Source organism: Micromonospora sp. NPDC048905 (assembly GCF_040649655.1).
Classification (GTDB): Bacteria; Actinomycetota; Actinomycetes; order Mycobacteriales; family Micromonosporaceae; genus Micromonospora.
Genome location: NZ_JBEZFV010000010.1, coordinates 56,403 through 74,104, shown reverse-complemented (window position 1 = coordinate 74,104; position 17,702 = coordinate 56,403). Strand labels below are relative to the sequence as shown.

16 protein-coding genes are annotated in these 17,702 nt (G+C 72.6%); 5 read left to right on the top strand and 11 right to left on the bottom strand.

Annotated elements, in window-relative coordinates:
- Positions 1-6 precede the first annotated feature (6 nt).
- Positions 7-1,068 (top strand): LacI family DNA-binding transcriptional regulator, encoded by a 1,062-nt coding sequence (locus tag AB0C01_RS24805; protein WP_357248573.1) that lies wholly within the window; start codon positions 7-9, stop codon positions 1,066-1,068.
- Between the two features lie 82 nt (positions 1,069-1,150).
- Here AB0C01_RS24805 and AB0C01_RS24800 read toward each other — a convergent pair whose 3' ends face one another.
- From AB0C01_RS24800 to AB0C01_RS24785, 4 genes are all read right to left on the bottom strand, one after another.
- Positions 1,151-1,909 (bottom strand): hypothetical protein, encoded by a 759-nt coding sequence (locus AB0C01_RS24800; RefSeq protein ID WP_357248576.1) that lies wholly within the window; start codon positions 1,907-1,909, stop codon positions 1,151-1,153.
- A 57-nt stretch (positions 1,910-1,966) separates the two neighbouring features.
- Positions 1,967-2,560, bottom strand: a complete 594-nt coding sequence (locus AB0C01_RS24795) for a nucleotidyltransferase family protein (protein WP_357248579.1) — start codon at positions 2,558-2,560, stop codon at positions 1,967-1,969.
- A gap of 205 nt (positions 2,561-2,765) precedes the next feature.
- A complete protein-coding gene (locus AB0C01_RS24790; RefSeq protein WP_357572223.1) occupies positions 2,766-3,257 on the bottom strand; it encodes a hypothetical protein in 492 nt (163 codons plus the stop codon).
- Positions 3,258-3,404: 147 nt separating this feature from the next.
- Positions 3,405-5,114 (bottom strand): bifunctional 3'-5' exonuclease/DNA polymerase, encoded by a 1,710-nt coding sequence (locus AB0C01_RS24785; protein WP_357248585.1) that lies wholly within the window; start codon positions 5,112-5,114, stop codon positions 3,405-3,407.
- A 120-nt stretch (positions 5,115-5,234) separates the two neighbouring features.
- Between AB0C01_RS24785 and AB0C01_RS24780 the strand changes: the two genes are divergently transcribed.
- Positions 5,235-6,962 carry an ABC transporter ATP-binding protein gene (locus AB0C01_RS24780; protein WP_357248797.1) on the top strand — a complete coding sequence of 576 codons (1,728 nt, stop codon included), beginning with the start codon at positions 5,235-5,237 and terminating at the stop codon, positions 6,960-6,962.
- Between the two features lie 50 nt (positions 6,963-7,012).
- Positions 7,013-8,710, top strand: a complete 1,698-nt coding sequence (locus tag AB0C01_RS24775; protein ID WP_357248800.1) for an ABC transporter ATP-binding protein — start codon at positions 7,013-7,015, stop codon at positions 8,708-8,710.
- A 4-nt stretch (positions 8,711-8,714) separates the two neighbouring features.
- On the opposite strand, the gene AB0C01_RS24770 is transcribed toward AB0C01_RS24775, so the two are convergent.
- The 5 genes from AB0C01_RS24770 to AB0C01_RS24750 are packed head-to-tail and all read right to left on the bottom strand — an operon-like array spanning position 8,715 to position 13,734.
- The gene (locus AB0C01_RS24770) at positions 8,715-9,647 is read right to left on the bottom strand and encodes a carbohydrate ABC transporter permease (protein ID WP_357248588.1); all 933 of its coding nucleotides are present in this window, start codon (positions 9,645-9,647) and stop codon (positions 8,715-8,717) included.
- Positions 9,647-10,555: a sugar ABC transporter permease gene (locus tag AB0C01_RS24765; RefSeq protein ID WP_357248591.1), complete on the bottom strand. Its 909-nt coding sequence runs from the start codon at positions 10,553-10,555 to the stop codon at positions 9,647-9,649. Before AB0C01_RS24765 ends, AB0C01_RS24770 begins: the two co-directional genes overlap by 1 nt.
- A 16-nt stretch (positions 10,556-10,571) precedes the next feature.
- On the bottom strand, positions 10,572-12,008 hold the full coding sequence (gene ngcE / locus AB0C01_RS24760; RefSeq protein WP_357248594.1) for an N-acetylglucosamine/diacetylchitobiose ABC transporter substrate-binding protein: 1,437 nt from the start codon (positions 12,006-12,008) through the stop codon (positions 10,572-10,574).
- A 26-nt stretch (positions 12,009-12,034) separates the two neighbouring features.
- Entirely contained in the window at positions 12,035-12,784 is a 750-nt protein-coding gene (locus AB0C01_RS24755) for an SIS domain-containing protein (protein WP_357248597.1), read from the bottom strand.
- Positions 12,781-13,734 carry a MurR/RpiR family transcriptional regulator gene (locus tag AB0C01_RS24750; protein ID WP_357572222.1) on the bottom strand — a complete coding sequence of 318 codons (954 nt, stop codon included), beginning with the start codon at positions 13,732-13,734 and terminating at the stop codon, positions 12,781-12,783. The genes AB0C01_RS24755 and AB0C01_RS24750 overlap by 4 nt, the downstream gene beginning before the upstream one ends.
- 207 nt (positions 13,735-13,941) lie before the next feature.
- On the opposite strand from AB0C01_RS24750, the gene AB0C01_RS24745 reads away from it, so the two are divergent.
- A complete protein-coding gene (locus AB0C01_RS24745; RefSeq protein WP_357248603.1) occupies positions 13,942-14,928 on the top strand; it encodes a BadF/BadG/BcrA/BcrD ATPase family protein in 987 nt (328 codons plus the stop codon).
- Between the two features lie 104 nt (positions 14,929-15,032).
- Positions 15,033-15,929, top strand: coding sequence for a glutamate cyclase domain-containing protein (locus tag AB0C01_RS24740; RefSeq protein WP_357572221.1), 897 nt, complete (start codon positions 15,033-15,035; stop codon positions 15,927-15,929).
- Here AB0C01_RS24740 and AB0C01_RS24735 read toward each other — a convergent pair.
- Both AB0C01_RS24735 and AB0C01_RS24730 read right to left on the bottom strand, forming a co-directional pair.
- On the bottom strand, positions 15,913-16,740 hold the full coding sequence (locus AB0C01_RS24735) for a hypothetical protein (protein ID WP_357572220.1): 828 nt from the start codon (positions 16,738-16,740) through the stop codon (positions 15,913-15,915). The genes AB0C01_RS24740 and AB0C01_RS24735 overlap by 17 nt on opposite strands.
- A 32-nt stretch (positions 16,741-16,772) precedes the next feature.
- Positions 16,773-17,636: a hypothetical protein gene (locus tag AB0C01_RS24730; protein ID WP_357572219.1), complete on the bottom strand. Its 864-nt coding sequence runs from the start codon at positions 17,634-17,636 to the stop codon at positions 16,773-16,775.
- Positions 17,637-17,702: the final 66 nt, after the last annotated feature.

The following is a 17,702-nucleotide window of genomic DNA, read 5'->3' as shown; positions in this document are numbered from 1 at the left end:
TGTGCCATGAACCGCCCCGCGGACAACCCCAAGCGGCCGACTCTGCGCCAGGTGGCCACCGCCGCCGGCGTCTCGCCGATGACGGTTTCCTACGCGTACTCCCAGCCCGGGAGGGTCTCCGCCGAGGCCGCGGCGAAGGTGCGCGCGGCGGCGCGGAAGCTGGGCTACCCCGGGCCGCACCCGGCCGCCCGCTCGCTGCGACGCGGGCGCGCGGGCACGCTCGGCGTCGTACTCGGTGAGAGGTTGAGCTACGCCTTCGACGACCCGCAGGCGGCGCGCTTCCTCGCCGGGGTCTCCGACGTGTGCGCGGCGGAGGGCGTCGGACTCACCCTGATACCGATCACCGGCGCACCCTCCGACGCCCAGCGCGTCGCGCAGGCGGCCGTGGACGGCTTCGTCGTCTGGACCACCAGCGACGACGATCCGGTCCTGGACGCCGTGGCCGACACCGGCCTGTCCGCGGTGGTCCACGCCGGCCCGCACCGACGGAACCTGCCGGTGATCGGCATCGACGACCGGGCCGCCGCCGCCGCGGTCGGACGGGTGGCGTTCGCCGAGGCGCGACGCCCGCTCGTGCTCGGCTTTCCGCTCGACCGCAGTCGCGCACGCCGACTGCTCACCGGCGACCAGGAGCCCGAGGTGAGGTTCCCGGTGACCCGGCACCGGTGGGAGGGATTCCGGGACGCCTGGACACACGCGGGTCAGCGAGCGGCGGACCTGCGACTGGCGGTCTGCCCGGTCAACCACGTCGCCGAGGGCGAGACCTTCGCCGCCGAACTGCTCCAGGGCACCGACCCGCCGGACGCCATCGCCGCGATGAGCGACGAACTCGCCCTGGGCGCCCTGCGCGCCGCGGCGAGCGCCCGGCTGCGCGTTCCCGAGGACGTCGCGGTGACGGGCTGGGACGACGCGGACGCGGCCGCGGACGCCGGCCTGACCACCCTGGCGCAGTCACTGCGCGAGCAGGGCGCGCACTGCGCCCGTGCGGCGCTCGGAGGCCCCGCCACGGCATCGACACGCCACGATTGGCGCGTGGTGGTGCGCGCGAGCACCCGTCGCCAGCCCTGATCCGGGCCGTGCCCGGACAGTGGTGGGGAGGGTGTTGGCCGATCGGCTCGGCCCGGAGTCACCGGAGAGGGACCGACCCCGATCACGGCCTGGGCAGGTCGGCGCAGAGCTTCCTCGGGAAGGCCGGCGCGGTGGTGTGGACGCGTCCGCAGCCGGCCTCTGTCGAGCTGGCGATCCTCTCCCAGCCGCCCGGGCCGGCCCACCGCAGAAAGTAGCGGCGCACGTTTACCGACGCGTCGCAACCGGGCCGAGCCTCGACGCCACACGGCACCGGATCGAACGGCACCGTCATGACCAACCAGGCGCCGTCGCAACCCTCGACCGAGCCGACCGAGTGCCGGGACACGTCCATGCCGCGGACCACGACATCGACCCACTTGTGGTCACAGTGGTCCTTCGGCATCGGACCGCAACCGAACGTCGGGTCGCAGCGGTGGTACTCCGCGCCGTCGAGTTTCCACGGCTCCTGGTTGAGCACGACGGTCCGGCCGGCGATCGGACCCGGCGCCGTCAACGTCGTCTCGCCCGGTGTGTGGGTGGGGCAGGCCCCGACCACCGCGGACAGGCGCGAATCCTGCACCACGTTGGCGTAGATGAGGTTGTTCTCCTCGACGAAGTATTCGACTCGTGGGTTCCGGGAGCAACCGTCCGCGTCACCCAGCAGCGCCACGGTCAGCACGAGCGAGCGCGGGTCCGTGCTGACCGTGACGGCCGTGACATCGGCCTGGTAGGTGCTCCAGTCGGTGTCCGCGGGAGGGCCGTCCCGCACGGGCGTCTCGCCCGGCCTGGCGCAGCCGACGAGCACGGCCAGGCACAGCAGGGCGGTGACGAGTCGACGCATGGCAACGAGTATCGCCGCTGCGCGGCCCGGCACATCCGTACGGATACTCAGTCCACCTCAGACCCCGACGCGCTGGGGCGGGACGGTCAGGCCGTACAGCGCCATCAGCTCGGGGGTGTCGACCCGGCTGCCGTCTGCCACCGAGTCGCAGGCGATGTCGACGATCTGGTCCTTGTGCGCCAGCAGGTACGGTCGGGCACCCACGTCCGCGCTGGCGAGGGTCGCGATGCCGGGCCAGTGCCGGCGGCCGAAGAGCATCGGGTACCCGCGCAGGCCGTCGTAGGTGGCGCAGACCAGCACGTCCGGGTACGGCAGCGCGGCCACCCGTCGGACCGCGACGGCGGTCAGGCCCGGCATGTCGACCGGGACCACCACCACCGCCTCGATCCCCTCGTCGCCCATGGCGGCCAGGCCGGCCCGGATGGACGAGCCGACCCCGGTGCCCCACGCCTTGTTGATCACGACGGTGGCCCGGCCCAGGTCGGCGGTTTCCCGGACCTGCTCGGCGGCGGCACCCAGCACGACCACGATCTGCTCGCAGCCCGCCTCGGTCATCGTGTCGATCATCTGGTTGACCAGCGGCTTCTCGCCGTGGTGCAGCAGCGCCTCGGGACCACCGATCCGTCGTCCCCCGCCCGCGGCGATGATCATTCCTGCGATCCCGTTCAGCTGCGCCCCCTCAAGCATGGGAGCGACCGCGACCGATCCGCCCCCTCCTACGGACACTGCAACGAGGACGGCAGGCCGGGAGTAGCGGGGCGAAAAGGAGAAATAGCACAACCGTTACACGCCCGGCAACTCTGCCAGCACCCCGACGCGGTCCTCCGCGACGGCGACGCCGAGCGCCGAGCGGCGGTCAACCCACCTCGGGAGACAGCGAGGCCGCCGAGCCGCCCCACCGCCGGGGCACCCGTCGAGCCACCCAGCCGACGCCGCGCGCGGTCAGCGCGTACGACACGACCGGAGCGACGACCACGAGCGCCGCGATCGCCGCGACCAGGGGCACATACCCGGCGGACACCTGCGTGGCAACCGCCCCGGCCACGGAGTACACGGCGGCCAGCACGACCGCGACGGGCACGGCCACCGCCACCACCCGGCCGGTCCCCCGCCGTCGACCGGCGGCCTCCCCGACCGCCACCGCCGGCAGGAAGAGCAGCGGAATCAGCGCCACGCCGAGCACCGCGGCGATCAACACGAGCACCGGCCCGGCCAGCGGACCACCCACGTCGGACCCGGTGGCCACCGCGTACGCCAGCAGACCGAGGTAGCCCACGACCGCCTCGGCGACGAAGACCAACCAGGCGACGGCCATCCCGGCCAGGTGACGGGCGATTCCGGCGACCATGGCACACCTCCCCGTTCCGACAACTACACGACGCGCGCCAGAGAGGCTAACCGAGCGGGTGCCCCGGCGCCGTCCCTTGTCGCGCGGTGCCCCGATCCGTCCGGAGGCGGCGGCCCGGACACCGCCGGCCCGCGCCCCCGCGGTCGGTCAGGTCGCGTCGGCGTAACAGTCCACGATGGACACATCAAGCGGAAAGCGGACCGGCGTCGCACCGAAGAGCAGTGCGGAGGCCTGCTCGCCACACCGGTTGACGGCCTCGGCGACCGCATCCGCCTGCGCGGCGGGCGCATGCACGACCACCTCGTCGTGCTGGAAGAAGACCAGCTCCGCGTCGGTGCCGGCCAACTCGGTCCGCAACGTGGCCAGCAACGTGGAAGCCCACTCGGCAGCTGTCGCCTGGATGACGAAGTTGCGCGTGAAACGACCCCTCGACCGCGCGGCCCGCGCCCGGGGACCCTGCGGATCGGCCGCCGCGTCCGGGTCGGAGGGCGCGTCGTCGGGATCACCGAACCCCACGGCACCGGGCGGACACGTCCGCCCCAGCCACGACCGCACCAGCCCACCCGCCTCGCCGGTACGCGCCGCCGCCTCGACGAAGGCGAACGCCGTCGGGTAGCTGCGCTTCAGCACCGCCAACGCGGGCACCGCCGCACCGCCGGTCTGCCCGTACATGGCACCGAGCAGGGCCACCTTGGCCTTGGCCCGGTCACCGCCGAACGAGTCGCGCGCCAGCGCGGCATAGAGGTCACCGGCCCCGCCCGCCGCCGCCAGCCGCGCGTCGCCGGACACCGCCGCCAGCACCCGCGGCTCCAACTGACCGGCGTCCGCGACCACCAACCGCCAGCCCGGATCTGCCACCACCGCCCGACGGATCACCTTGGGGATCTGCAACGCGCCACCACCCCGGGTCGCCCACCGGCCGGAGACGACACCGGCCGGCACGTACTCCGGTTGGAACCGGCCGCCCCGCACCCACTGATCGAGCCAGCCCCAACCGTGCGCCGTCCAGATCCGGTAGAGCTCCTTGTATTCCAACACCAGCGGCACCGCCGGATGGTCGACCCCGCGCAGCACCCAGGCCCGGGTGTTGGGCAGCTCCACCCCGACGCGGGCGAACGCCCTCAGCAGCTCCGTCGGGGAGTCGGTGTGCAGGCCGCGGACGCCGAGCGCGTCGGCGATCCGGGCGGCCAGCTCGGCGAGTCGGCGTGGCGGACCACCGACCGGGGACGCCTCGCCGAGCAGCTCGTGCAGGATCTCGTTGTGCACGTCGGCGCGCCAGGGCAGCCCGGCGGCACCCATCTCCGCCGCGATCAGCGCGCCGGCCGACTCGGCGGCCACCAGCAACCGGAACCGGCCGGGGTGCTCGGTCGCGGCGATGCGGGCGAGCTGGTCGGCGTACACCCGGATCAGTGCGTCGATGCCCGGCCCCGACGGGCCGGGCAGCGTGTCGAAGAGCGCGCCCTGGCCGTGCCCGGGGGGCGCGGCGGCGCGCGGCGGCGGGTCGGGCGGCACCGGCGCGCCGGTCAACCGTGCCCAGGCCGCGGCCAGCGAGCGGGGCTCACCCCAGCGGCCCGCCTGCCCCAGCAGCAACGCCTCGGTCAACTCCACGTCGTGACACCTGTCGACCCGGACGCCGGCACGCAGCAGCGGCGGGTAGACGGAGGTGGCCGTGGACCAGACCCAACGCGGGTGCTGGGCGGCCTCGCGGGCGGCGACCGCGGCGACCAGGTCGACGACGACCTCGGGCGGGCCGGCGGGCTGGCCGCCGGCACCCAGAGGGCACAGCACTCCCCCACCTCGCTCGTCGGACACCACCGCCACCAGCACGAACGTGATTCTGCCTCTCCCTTGCGACAAAACCGGAGGCGCACCTCACCGGTGTCGGGCCGGTCGGGCGTCGGAGGCGCTCGGTAGCGTGGTCGGGTGCCCCCACAGATCCCCCATCCCGATCCTGGCACCCCCGACACCCGGGGACCGATGCGATACCTGTGGTGGCTGGTCCGGTGCCAACCCTGGCGGGTGCTGCGCGGCAGTCTGCTCGGCACGGCCTGGATGGTCGGGCTCTCCGCCCGGCCCTACCTGATCTACCGCGCCGTCGACGACGGGCTGCGCACCGGCGACACGCGCGCCCTGGTGTTCTGGGTCGCGGCGATCGTCGTCGCGGGGGTGGCCCTGTCCTACCTCGGCATCATGCGGCACCGCACGATGACCTTCATCCGGGAGGACGCCAAGGCGCGCTCGGCGGAGGTGCTGCTGCGCCACCTGTCCCGGATCGGCGCGGTGCTGCCACGCCGGGTTGGCGCGGGCGAGGTGTCCACCATCGGCGGCTCCGACATCGACTGGGCCGCGCAGGTGCTGACGCTGACCGGGCCGGGCGTCGGCGCGGTCGTCGCGTACGTGATCATCGCCGTGGTGCTCTGGTCGATCTCCCCGCTGCTGGCACTCTGCGTGCTGTTGGGAGTGCCGGCGGTCGGCCTGGTCGTCGGGCCCCTGCTGCGCCGCCTGGAACGGGCCGAATCGGTCTACCGCCGGCAGCAGGGTGCGCTCACCGCCCGCTCCGGGGACATCGTGGCGGGGCTGCGGGTGCTCGCCGGCGTGGGTGGCCGGGACCTGTTCGCCCGGCGGTACGCGGCCAGATCCCAGGACCTGCGCGCCGAGGGCTACCGCGTCGGCGCGGTGAACAGCTGGATCGACGCGGCGACCGTCGCCATCCCCGGGTTGTTCCTGGCCGCCGTGGTGTGGCTGACCGCGCGGATGGCGGTGACCGGCGCCGTCACGATCGGCGAACTGGTCGCCGTCTACGGCTACGTGGCGACCCTGATCGTGCCGGTCTGGTTCCTGCTGGAGGGCAGCCACCAGCTGATCCGGGGACGCGTCGCCGCCCGACGGATCGCCGACCTGCTCACCGTGACCCCGGACGACGTCGGTGGCCCGGGTCGTCGGTGGTCGGGCTCGGTGCCCGTCGCCCGCCGGCCGGATGCCCTGGCCGCACCGGTCGGCCCCGCCGACCTGCACGACCCGGAGACCGGCCTGACCGTGCCCGCCGGGCGGCTGACCGGGGTGGCCGCCGACGACCCGGCGGCGGCTGTGGCGCTGGCCGACCGGCTCGGCCGGTACGCCGTCAGCGAGACCACCTGGGGTGGCGTGCCGTTGGCCGGTGTCGCCCTGGACGAGGTCCGCTCCCGGATCCTGGTCGCCGACCACGACTCGTACCTGTTCGCCGGGACACTGCGGGACGTGCTGTGCCCCGGGGGCGACGACCAACGGATCCGGGCGGCCCTGCGGACCGCCTCGGCTGACGACATCGTCGACGCCCTGCCCGGCGGGCTGGACACGCCGCTGGACGCCCGAGCCCGGACCCTCTCCGGCGGTCAGCGCCAACGGGTCCGACTGGCCCGGGCGCTCCTCGCCGAACCGGAGGTGCTGATCCTCGTCGACCCGACGTCGGCGGTGGACGCGCACACCGAGGCGCGGATCGCCGAGCGGCTGCGGACCGCCCGGGCCGGGCGGACCACCGTGCTGCTCGCCACGTCGCCGCTGCTGCTCGGCCGGGCCGACCTGGTCGCACACCTGAGCGCCGGCCGGATCACCGCCACCGGCAGCCATGCCGACCTGCTCGACTCCGACGCCGGCTACCGGCACCTGGTGGCCCGGGGCAGTGCGGATCTCGACAGGCCCACCGACACCGAGGAGATCTACCGGTGAGCCGGCTGCCGGTGGCCGACCGGAGCACCGTCCGTCGCGCCCTGCGGGCCATGATCAGCCGGCATCGCCGGGCCGTCGGTGTCGTGCTGGCGCTCAACGGCGCGGCCGCGATCGCCGGGCTCGCCCCGCCGTGGCTGCTGGGCACCATCATCGACCGGGTCACCGCCGGCGCCGGAGCGGCCACCGTGGACCGGCTGGCGCTGGCCATCGCCGGCTGCGTCCTGGTCAGCGCGCTGCTGTCCCGCTACGCCCAGTACGCCGGCCACCGCTTCGGTGAACGGGCCGTCGCCGAACTGCGGGAGGAGTTCGTCGACCGGACCCTCGGCCTGCCGGTCTCGGTCGTCGAGCGCGCCGGCTCGGGCGACCTGGCCACCCGCAGCTCGGTCGACGTGTCGACGGTCGGGACCACCGTGCGGGACGTGGTGCCCACGATCGTCATCGCCTCGGTGCAGTTGACCCTGCTGTTCGGGGCGATCTTCCTGTTGCATCCGCTGCTCGGCCTGGCGGCGCTGGCCGGGCTCCCGTCGATCGTGGGGACCACCCGCTGGTACCTGCGCCGGGCCAGTTCCGCCTACCTCACCGAGGGCGCGGCGGCAGCCGAGTTGACCGAGGCGCTGACCACCACCGCCGCGGGCGCCCGCACCGTGGAGGCGCTGCGGCTGACCGACGACCGGATCCGGCACGGCACCAACCGGATCGCCCGGCTGTGGCAGGCCCGACGGGCGACCCTGGCGCTGCGTACGGTGTACTTCTCCGTCGTCGAGGCCAGCTACCCGCTGCCGATCGCCCTGGTCCTGCTCGTCGGCGGCTACCTGCTCTCCCGGGACGTGGTCACCCTCGGCGCGGTGGTCGCCGCCGCGCTCTACCTGCAACAGGCGATCGACCCGATGGACCGGCTGTTGCAGTGGACCGAGCAGGCGCAGCGCGGTTTCGCGTCGTACGCCCGGGTGCTCGGCGTCGGCATGGTCCCGCCGGAGCCACCCGGTCGGGCGGCCACGTCCCGGGGCGAACGGGTCGTCGTCCGCGGGGCGCGGTTCTCCTACTCCGGTGGGCCGGACGTGCTGCACGGCATCGACCTCGAGGTGCAGCCGGGTGAGCGGCTGGCCGTCGTGGGTCCGTCGGGTGCCGGCAAGTCCACCCTGGCCCGGCTCCTGGCCGGGATCGACGCGCCACGCCAGGGCGTGGTCAGCATCGGCGGTTGCCCGGTCACCGACCTCGACCCCGCCGAACGTCGACGGCGGATCGCCCTGGTCACGCAGGAACACCACGTGTTCATCGGCTCGGTGCGCGACAACCTCTCCTTCGCCGCGCCGGACGCGTCGGACGAGCAGATGCGCGCCGCGCTGGCGAGCGTGGGCGCCGACTGGTGTGCCGCGCTGCCCGACGGGCTGGACACCCAGCTCGGCGACGGTGCCCGGCAGCTCGGCGCCGCCGAGGCACAGCAGCTCGCGCTGGCCCGGCTGGTGCTCGCCGACCCGCACACGCTGATCCTCGACGAGGCGACCGCCGCGCTCGACCCGAGCACGGCCCGCCGCACCGAACGGGCGCTGGCCGCCGTGCTGGTCGGGCGGACCGTCATCGCGATCGCGCACCGGCTCAACACCGCGCACGACGCCGACCGGGTCGCCGTGCTGGCCGACGGCCGGATCACCGAGATCGGCAGCCACGACGACCTCGTGGCTGCCGACGGGGCGTACGCGGCCCTCTGGCACTCCTGGCACAGTCCGGCCGACGAGCGCCCGAGGTGACCGGTTACTTGACGGCGCCTGCCGTGAGGCCGGCCTGGATCTGGCGTTGGAAGACCCCGTACACGATGATCATCGGAAGGATGGCGATGGTCAGCGCGGCGAACAGCCCGGACCAGTCCGCCTCGTAGCCGGCGTTCACCGAGATGTTCGCGATGCCCTGGGTCAGGACCCACTTGTCCTCGTAGCCGCTGGGCAGCAGCACCAGTGGTAGCTGGTACTGCGCCCACTGACCGATGATGTTGAAGATCGCCACGCTGATCAGGCCCGGCTTCGCCATCGGCATCATGACCTGGAAGAACAGTCGGGTGTGCCCGCAGCCGTCGATCATCCCGGCCTCGGCCACCGAGGTCGGCAACGTCTTGAAGAACGCGGCCAGGAAGAACACCGTGAACGGCAGCGAGTACGCGGTGTAGACCAGCACCAGCCCGGTGTGGGTGCCGAGCAGACCCAGGTTCTTCACCACGAAGAACAGCGGTACCAGGGCGAGGAAGACCGGGAAGGCCAGGCCGGAGACGAACAGGTAGTAGACGGCCCGGTTGCCGATGAACTTGTACCTTGCCAGCACGTACGCGGCCATCGAGCCGAAGAGCATGGTGCAGAAGGTGCTCGCCCCGACCACGAGCACGCTGTTGAGGAAGTACCGGCCGACGTGCGCCTTGGTCCAGGCCCGACCGAAGTTCTCCCAGCGCAGCTCGGCCGGCAGGGTCCACGGGCTGCTGAAGATCTCGGTGGTGTTCTTGAACGCGGCCAGGAAGGTCCACAGGATCGGCACGATGACGATCACGGCCCAGCAGACGAGGGCCAGGTGACCGAGGCCGGCGAAGAGGCGTACCTCGGACCGGGGTCCCTTCCCCGGACGGCCGCCGGCGGCCTTCGGACCCTTGGTCGGCGGGGGCGGTGTGGCCGCCGTCGGCGGCAGCGTCGTCTGCGGGTTCATCAGTACTCCACGCTTTCCCGCTTGGTGAGCCGCAGCGTCAGCGCCGCGAATGTGATGGTGAGGAAGAAGAGCGCCACACCCATCGCCGAGGCGTAGCCGTACTTCTGGTACGTGAACGCGTTGCGGTAGATCTCCACGGCCAGCACGGTGGTGGCGCCGTCCGGGCCGCCCTGGTCGATGGAGAGCACCGCCACGACGGCGAACGCGTCGAACGCCGCGATGCCGAGGTACACCCAGGCCACCTGGAGGGTGTCCCAGAGCAGCGGCAGGGTGACCCGGAAGAACAGGGTGACCCTGGTCGCCCCGTCCATCTCGGCGGCCTCGTAGATCTCGCCCGGAATGGAGGCCATCCCGGCCGAGAACAACACCACGTAGAAGCCGACGGCCTGCCAGACCAGCACCCCGATGATCGACCAGAGCGCCAGGTTCGGGCGGATCAGGAACAGCACCGGGTCCAGGCCGAACTTCATCAGCACGCCGTTGATCAGGCCGGACTCGTCCGGCCGGTAGACCGTCTGGAACAGCACCGCGATGATGGCCACCGCCAGGATCTGGGGGAAGAAGAACACCACCCGGTAGAACTTCGACCCCCAGACCCCCCGGCGTTGGCCGCCGCTGCTCTTGCCGCCCACGTTGAGCAGGAAGGCGAAGAACAGCGCGATGGCAATGGTGATCAGCGGCAGGGCAAGCAGCAGTACGCCGTGGTGCTGGACCGCCTTCCAGAAGGCGCCGTCGTCGAGCAACCTCCGGTAGTTGTCGAAGCCCACCCACCGCGGAGCCGACAGGCCCCGCCAGTTGGTCATCGAGATCTGGAACGCCTGCGCGTACGGCGCGATCACGAAGGTCACGTACAGCGCGACCGGGACGATCAGGAACCCGATCACGAATGGATACTTGCCGTGCCGCATGACCCCTACGCTCCGATCAGCGCTTGAACTTGGTGACGGAGGAATCCTTCTTGATCGCGTCGGCACGCTTCTGGATCCGCTCCACGAAGGCGTCCGCGTTGATCCGGCCGAACATCAGCTCGTTGGTGGCGGTCCGCGCCTCCGTGTCGAGCTCCTTGTACCAGCCGTCGAAGTACAGGTTGAACACGTCCTGGCCGGCCGCCTTGAGCGCGGCCTGCGAGCTGGCCACACCGGGCGGGAAGGAGAAGCCCTCCGAGCCGGCGGTGACCACGGTCGGGGCCTTGACCACCTCGGTGAAGCCCTTCGCGCCCGCCTTGGACAGCATCTGGCGCATGTACTCCAGGCCACCCTTGGGGTTCTTGCTCTTCGCCGAGACGAAGTAGCCCTCGCCCGCGGTGGCGCGCAGCGCCGTGGCCGGCAGCTTGTCCGACGCGGTCAGGCTCGGCACCGGCATGAGCTGGTAGTCGAAGCCGGCCGGGGTGTCCTGCTTCTGCTCACCCTCCAGCCAGTCACCGCTGGGGTACAGGGCCACCTTGTACTGGTTCTGCCGCAGCTGCACGTCGGTGTGCTTGAGCCCCTCGAAGCTCTTGTCGCTGAACTTCGCCCCGACCTCGGCCCACGCCGTGGCCGCCTGCTTGATCGCGTCCTGCTTCCAGGCGCCGTCCTCGAGGTTGTCGATGTTCTTGAGAACGTCGGTGCCGCCGATCTTGGCGGCCTGGGTGAGGATCACGTTCCACTGGTAGTAGGCCGCGTTCGCCCCGGCGTAGCCGTACGGGGTGATGCCCTTGGCCTTGATCTTGGTGAGCAGGGCGATGAAGTCGTCCCAGGTCTTCGCGGGCGCCCAGCCGTTGTCCTTGAACAGCTTGGCCGAGTACCAGATGCCGAAGACGGTGGAGACGTAGTACAGGACGTACGGCTTGCCGTTGAACGAACCTGCCTCGACGGTGCCCGGCACGACCGTGTCGCGGACCTTCTTCGCCGGGTCGTCGACCGACGGGGCGTCCCACAGCTCGGTGAGGTCCTGGAGCTGGCCGTCGGCCACCAACGCGCCGAAGTCCATCAGCTTCTCGCCCGAGTTGTTCACGAACTCCGGCGGGTTGCCGGACGCGAACCGCGGCTGGAGCACGGTGGAGACGGCCTGCGTGGCCTGGTGCTTGATCTCCGCCTTGGGGAACGCCGTCTTGTAGAGCGGCTCGTGCACGTCGGTGGCGTACTTCTCGCCGTAACCGCCGTTGAAGATGACCACCTCGATCGCGGCGTCGTCCTTGACGCCCAGCGGGTTCTTCTCGCTCTTGGTGCCACCGGCGACCTGCTCGTTCTCCTTGTCGCCGCCGCTCGTCGCGCAGGCGCTGAGCAGGCCGATGGCCGGAGTGGCGAGCATGCCCACGGCGGCGGCGCGACGCAGCACCGTGCGACGGTCGAGCGCGGCCGGGTGTTCGGGGGTAATCGACATCGTCGTCTCTCCTTGTGGAATTCGGGTCAGGCGGTACGCCGGAGACGCCCGGCGTACCGCGACTCGAGGGCGATGTTGTGCTCGTCCCCTCCGGGGACGTTGGCGGAGAGGTAGATAGGGGGCACCTCTCCGGCCTGGTGGAACCGTCGTACGACCTCCGCGGTCAGCAGCTGCGCCAGCAGCGCCGTGGTGACCGAGGAGACCGCACAGACCGCGCCGCCGCCCTCGAGCGGCAGCAGTGCATCGCCGTACGGCGCGCCGTTGTCCAGCACGACGTCGGCGAGGTCGGCGAGCCGCTGGCCGGACGGATGCCGTGGAGCGACCCGTGCCGTGTGCTCGACCGAGGTGACCGCGATCAACGGGTGACCGCGCTCGGTGACCAGCGCCGCCAGCTCTACCACCGAGCCGTTGATGCCGGATTGGGATGCCACCACGAACACGTCGCGCGGCTGGGGCGCCGCGAGCGCGTAGATCTGGTGGGCGATGGAGGGATCGCGTTCCAGCTTGGGGTCGGCGAGCACGTCACGCGGGGCGTCACCGTGCATCACCAGGTCCCGTACCGAGAGCCGGTTGGTGGGGACCAGTCCGCCGGCCCGGGCCACCAGTTCGGCGGCGAACGCCTCGGAGTGCCCGGCGCCGAACGCCTGGAGCACCCCGCCGTCGCGCAGGCTGTCGGCGATGAGATCGGCTGCCCGGGTGATCCCGTCGGCCTCCGAGTCGAGCAGTCGGTCGAGCACCGGGCGGACGGCGTCCGCGTACCCCTGGGCGCTGATCATGAGACGACACCTTTCGCTGCCTTGTGGCCGTCGACGGCCTGCGCGGTCCGCCGGAAGGCCGCGTGGGCGCGGTCGTGCGTGCGTTGGGCGACGGCGATGTAGAGCAGGTCGAGCACCACCAGTTGCGGGTGCCGGGCGGAGAGGGCGTCCGGCCGGAAGGTGGTGGCCTGGCTGGCGGTGAGCAGCACGATGTCGGCCAGTTCGGCCAACGGTGAGCGGGGGAAGCCGGTGAGCGCGATCGTGGTGGCGCCCCGGCTGCCCGCCTCGGCGAGCATCTCGATCGTCTCCCGGGTCTGCCCGGTGTGCGAGATGCCGAGCGCCACGTCTCCGCCGCGCAGCAACGCGGCGCTGGCCAGTCCCTCGTGCACGTCGTTCCACGCCCACGCGGCCACACCGATGCGGTGCAGGCTGAACTGCATCTCCTCGCCGACGAGCGCGCTGCCGCTGGCGCCGAAGATGTTCACCCGGTTGGCCCCGGCGATCGCCACGGCGGCCCGTTCCACCTCGCTCAGATCGAGCAGGGTGGCGGTGTCGTGCATGGCCCGGGTGTCGGCGGCCATGATCTGGTCGAGCACCCGGGCGAGCGGGTCGCTCGGCTGGATCTCGCGTCCGATGTCGACGGTCCAGCCGGCCGAGCGGGCCCGACCGGTCTCGGAGGCGATGCCCAGCCGTAGGTCGGCGTACCCCTCGAAGCCCATCGCCCGACAGAAGCGGGTGATGGTCGCCGGTGAGGTGCCGCTGCGCTCGGCCAGCTCGACGATCGTGGATCGGGCAGCGGCCTCCGGGTCGCTGAGCACGTGTTCGGCGACGCGGCGCAGCGCGTCGGTCAGCTCGTCGAGCCCGTTGCGGACGCGGGCCAGCACCCCGCCGGAGGCTGAGCTCCTTCGATCGATCGCGTCGGCGTCGACCACCGCGGTCCCCGCGGCGGTGTCCACCTCGTGATCAACCATGGGTCGCCTCACCTTTCCGAAAAGCTTGTTAACTGTTAGTGGTAAAAGTTCTTACTAACCGCCCCTCCGTGTCAAGACTGTGGGCGAAGTTTTCAAACTGTTACCTGGCGCACAGCCCGCCGCAGCCGCCGGAACTTGCCCCGCAAGACGTCGCCGACCAGCATGAACAGGCCCGATTCGCCGCACCGACCAAGGAGTCCCGTGCCGATGTCCGACGCCCTCGTGATCGGTCTCGATGTCGGAGGTACGTCCACCCGGGCGACCGCCCTGACCCTCACCGGGGACCGCGTCGGCACCGGCCGCGCCGGTGGTGGCAACCCCACCAGTCACGGCGCCGAACGGGCCGCCGCCGAGTTGTTGACCGCGCTCCGCGAGGCGCTCGCCGACCTCGACCCGGCACGGGTGGTCGCCGGCACCATCGGGCTGGCCGGGGCGGCCCGGTTGCTCGCCGACCCCGCCGGCCGGGCCGCCTTCGACCGGGCCTGGCACGACGCCGGCCTACGCTGCCCGTACGCGGTGTACGGCGACGCCCTGGTCGCCTACGCCTCCGGCAGCGCCGCAGCGGATGGAACCGTGCTCATCGCCGGCACCGGCGCGATCACCGCGCAGGTCCACGACCTGCGGCTCGACCGGATCGCCGACGGTCACGGCTGGCTCCTCGGCGACACCGGCTCCGGCTTCTGGCTCGGCCGCGAGTCGGTACGCCGGCTGCTCGCCGACCTCGACGCAGGGCGTGCACCCGGCGCGCTGGCCACCACGGTGCTCACCAAGCTGGTGGGCAGCCCCGAGATCGCCGCCCGCCCCCGGGACACCGTCGACGCCACCATCCAGGCGGTGACCCGTCGACCCCCCATCGAGCTGGCCCAGCTCGCGCCCCTCGTCGTCGACGCCGCCCACCACGGCGACCCGGTCGCGACCGCGCTGATCACCGAAGCCGCCGCGCACCTGGCCGAGAGCGTGAGCCGCATCCGCCCCGCCGGCGCGGTGACCCCACTCGTGCTCGGCGGCGGGCTGCTCACGGCGGACACCCCGCTCGCCGCCGCCGTCCGGGTCGAGATCACTCGACACTGGCCGGACGCGCCGCTGCGTACCGCCGGAGACGGGGCCGCCGCGGCGGCCTGGCTCGCCGCCCGCGACCTGCCCGAGGTGACCGACCCGGCCGCCCTGCACGCGCGCCTCTTCCCCACCCCCTGATCAATCTCGGTCGCGTCGACGCCCTGCGGCCGGGTCGGGGTGGGCCGCGCCCTGGCCGGGCACGGCTACCCTGGGTCGGTCCCCTGGCGCCGAGGAGGCCCACGGTGCACATCGAACAGACGATCGCCGAGCTGGAACGCGTCGCCGCGCGCGAGGTGGGCCGGGGCAGCGAGGCGCTGGCCGCGCCCGTCGCCGGCGGACTGCTGGCCGCCGCCCGGTCGCTCGCCTGCGCTGCCGCGCCGGACGCCGCGGTGTTCACCGGGTTCTTCATCCCCGGCGCCGAACCGCCCGCCGCGGAGACCGACGGCCCGCTCGGCGCGGTCCAGATCGCCGCCGCGGTACGCCTTCTCGGCGGCCGGTGCCGGCTCGTCACCGACGAGCCGTGCGCCCCGGTGGTCGAGGCGGCCGTCGCCGCGGCCGCGCCGGGTCTGCCGGTGGACGTCGCGCCACTGCGGGGGTACGAGGAGTGGGCCGCCGCCCTGCTCCCCCGGTACTCCCGACTGACGCACCTCATCGCCTGTGAGCGCGTCGGCCCCGGGGTGGACGGTCGGCCCCGCAACATGCGTGGCGAGGACATCAGCGCGCACACCGCACCCCTGGACCGGCTCTACGCCTCCGGGTCGGCCTTCCGCATCGGCATCGGCGACGGCGGCAACGAACTGGGCATGGGCCGACTGCCGGCGGAACTGGTCGGACGGGTGGTCGCCTCGGGCGAGCGGATCCGGTGTGTGGTGGGCGCGGACGCGCTGCTCGTCGGCGGCACCTCGAACTGGGCCGCCGCCGCCCTCGTCGGCGCGTTGTCGCTGCTCCGGCCCGAGGTGCCCGCGCTTCGTACGCTGCTGGAGCCCACCTGGTCGTACGACCTGCTGGCCGCGATCGTGCGCGCGGGCGCGGTGGACGGGGTCCGCCGCCGCGCCACGCTCAGCGTGGACGGTCTCGACTGGCCCGCGTACGCCGAACCCCTCGCCCGCGTCGCCGAACTGGTCAGGGCAGGCCGGTAGGTGTGGGTGGCTCGGCCGCCGGCCGCAGTGACCTCGGCGGACGGCTCGCCGGGCGGGCCTGCGCGGCACCGCGGGCGCGCGACGGCAGGTGCAGGGCGACCGCGACCACCGCGAAGGCCGCCCAGCCGGCGCCGAGTGCCACGGTCGGCGAGATGTCCTGAACGTAGTGGTACGCGGTGAGGAAGCCGACGAGCCCGAGGCTGTTGCGGGCGAAGTGCCAGCTGAACTCCGGCAGCTGACGACGAGCCTCGACGGCGACCAGCACCCCCGAGTACGGGAACGTCACCACCATGCCGCGCAACACGGCGCCGAGCAGCGTGGTGAGGATCGCCCCGACGAAGATCACTACCAACTTGAGCAGCACCGGCAGCCCGTCCGAACGCGCCTCGGCACCGGCGACCGGATCCGCGGCGGCGTCGGTGTCGGCGTCGGCGCGCGGGCGGGCGGCACGACGGCGTAGCAGCAGCATGGCCGCCAGCCACAGTGCGAGCGTGCCGGCGAGGGCCGCCTCGAACGGGACACGGACGGCCAACAGCCCGGCGCTGAGCGCCACGTAGACGGCGATCCCCGCGGCGTCGGCGAGCAGGATCGGCCAGCGCAACCGGTGATGGGTCACCGCCACCGTGACGAAGAAGAGGTTGAGCCCGAGCACACCGAGCAACTGCGCGCCGTCGACCCGGTGGTCGGTGCTGACCAGGGCGAGCGTCATCGGCAACGGCAGGCTGTAGACCAGCGCCCGGAGCCGGACCGAGCGGATCACGCTGACGGCCCAGACCACGGCCGTCACCAGCAGGACCCCGCTCACCGTCATGGCTCACCCGTCTCCGCCCCGGGGTGGGGCCGTCAGTCCTGGAAGGTCGCGGCGTTCGCGCAGAGGTCGAACACGCGGGTGAGCCGGGCGACGTCCGTACGGTTGACCGAGAACTGGTTCTCGCCGATCTCGCCGTGCGCGGTCATGTGGGCCTCCCAACAGCTCGACCCGTCCCACAGTGCCAAATTGACGTGCAGGTGTGGACTGACCACACCGAGGGGCAGCAGACCCACCCGCGCACCGGCGGCGCGCTGCTGCCGCACGAGTGCGGTCAGCTCGTCGCTCAGCGTGGCGTAGACGAAGACCCTGGTGATCTGGACACCCCGCTCCAGCGCCTCCAGGTTGGCCGCCCAGTAGCGCCGGCCGATCTCGCTGCGCCACCAACTGAGCTCCCCGCTCACCCGGGGCATCACGTTGGTCAGGGCGTCCAGTCGTCGCACGCAGGTGCGGGTCGCGCCGACCAGGTCCTCGTCCTCGTCGCCGCGCCGGATGATCCGACCGTCCGCGAGCTGCTCGGCCTCCAGCCGGAACTGCTCGTACCGCCGCTCCGCCTCCACCGCGACCCGGGTGCCGGCGTGCTGCTCGGCCGCTGCCCGCATGGCCCCGGCCAGCTCCGTGGTGGAGCGGACCAGCCAGGGCGGGCCGTCCAGCAGGGTGCGCAGGTGAAAGCGGCGCTCCGCGCGGGCCAGTGAGTCGACCAACAGCGAGATGGTGATGCCCATCAGGCCGGCCAGCAGCGACTCCACCCCGGAGGCGGCGTCGCTGAGGTCGAGCGCGATGCTGAGGGTGATCGACAGCGTGATGCCGACAAGTGCCACCGGGTCGGTGTGCGCCACCAGGCGAAGGAAGCCGCCGCCCTGGTCCCGTAACCGCTGACGGGCCACGTCACGGGTCATCGAGATCCCCCAATCAGCCGCTCCCGCCAGCGTAGACAGCAGCCACAACCGGCGGCCACGCCGCAC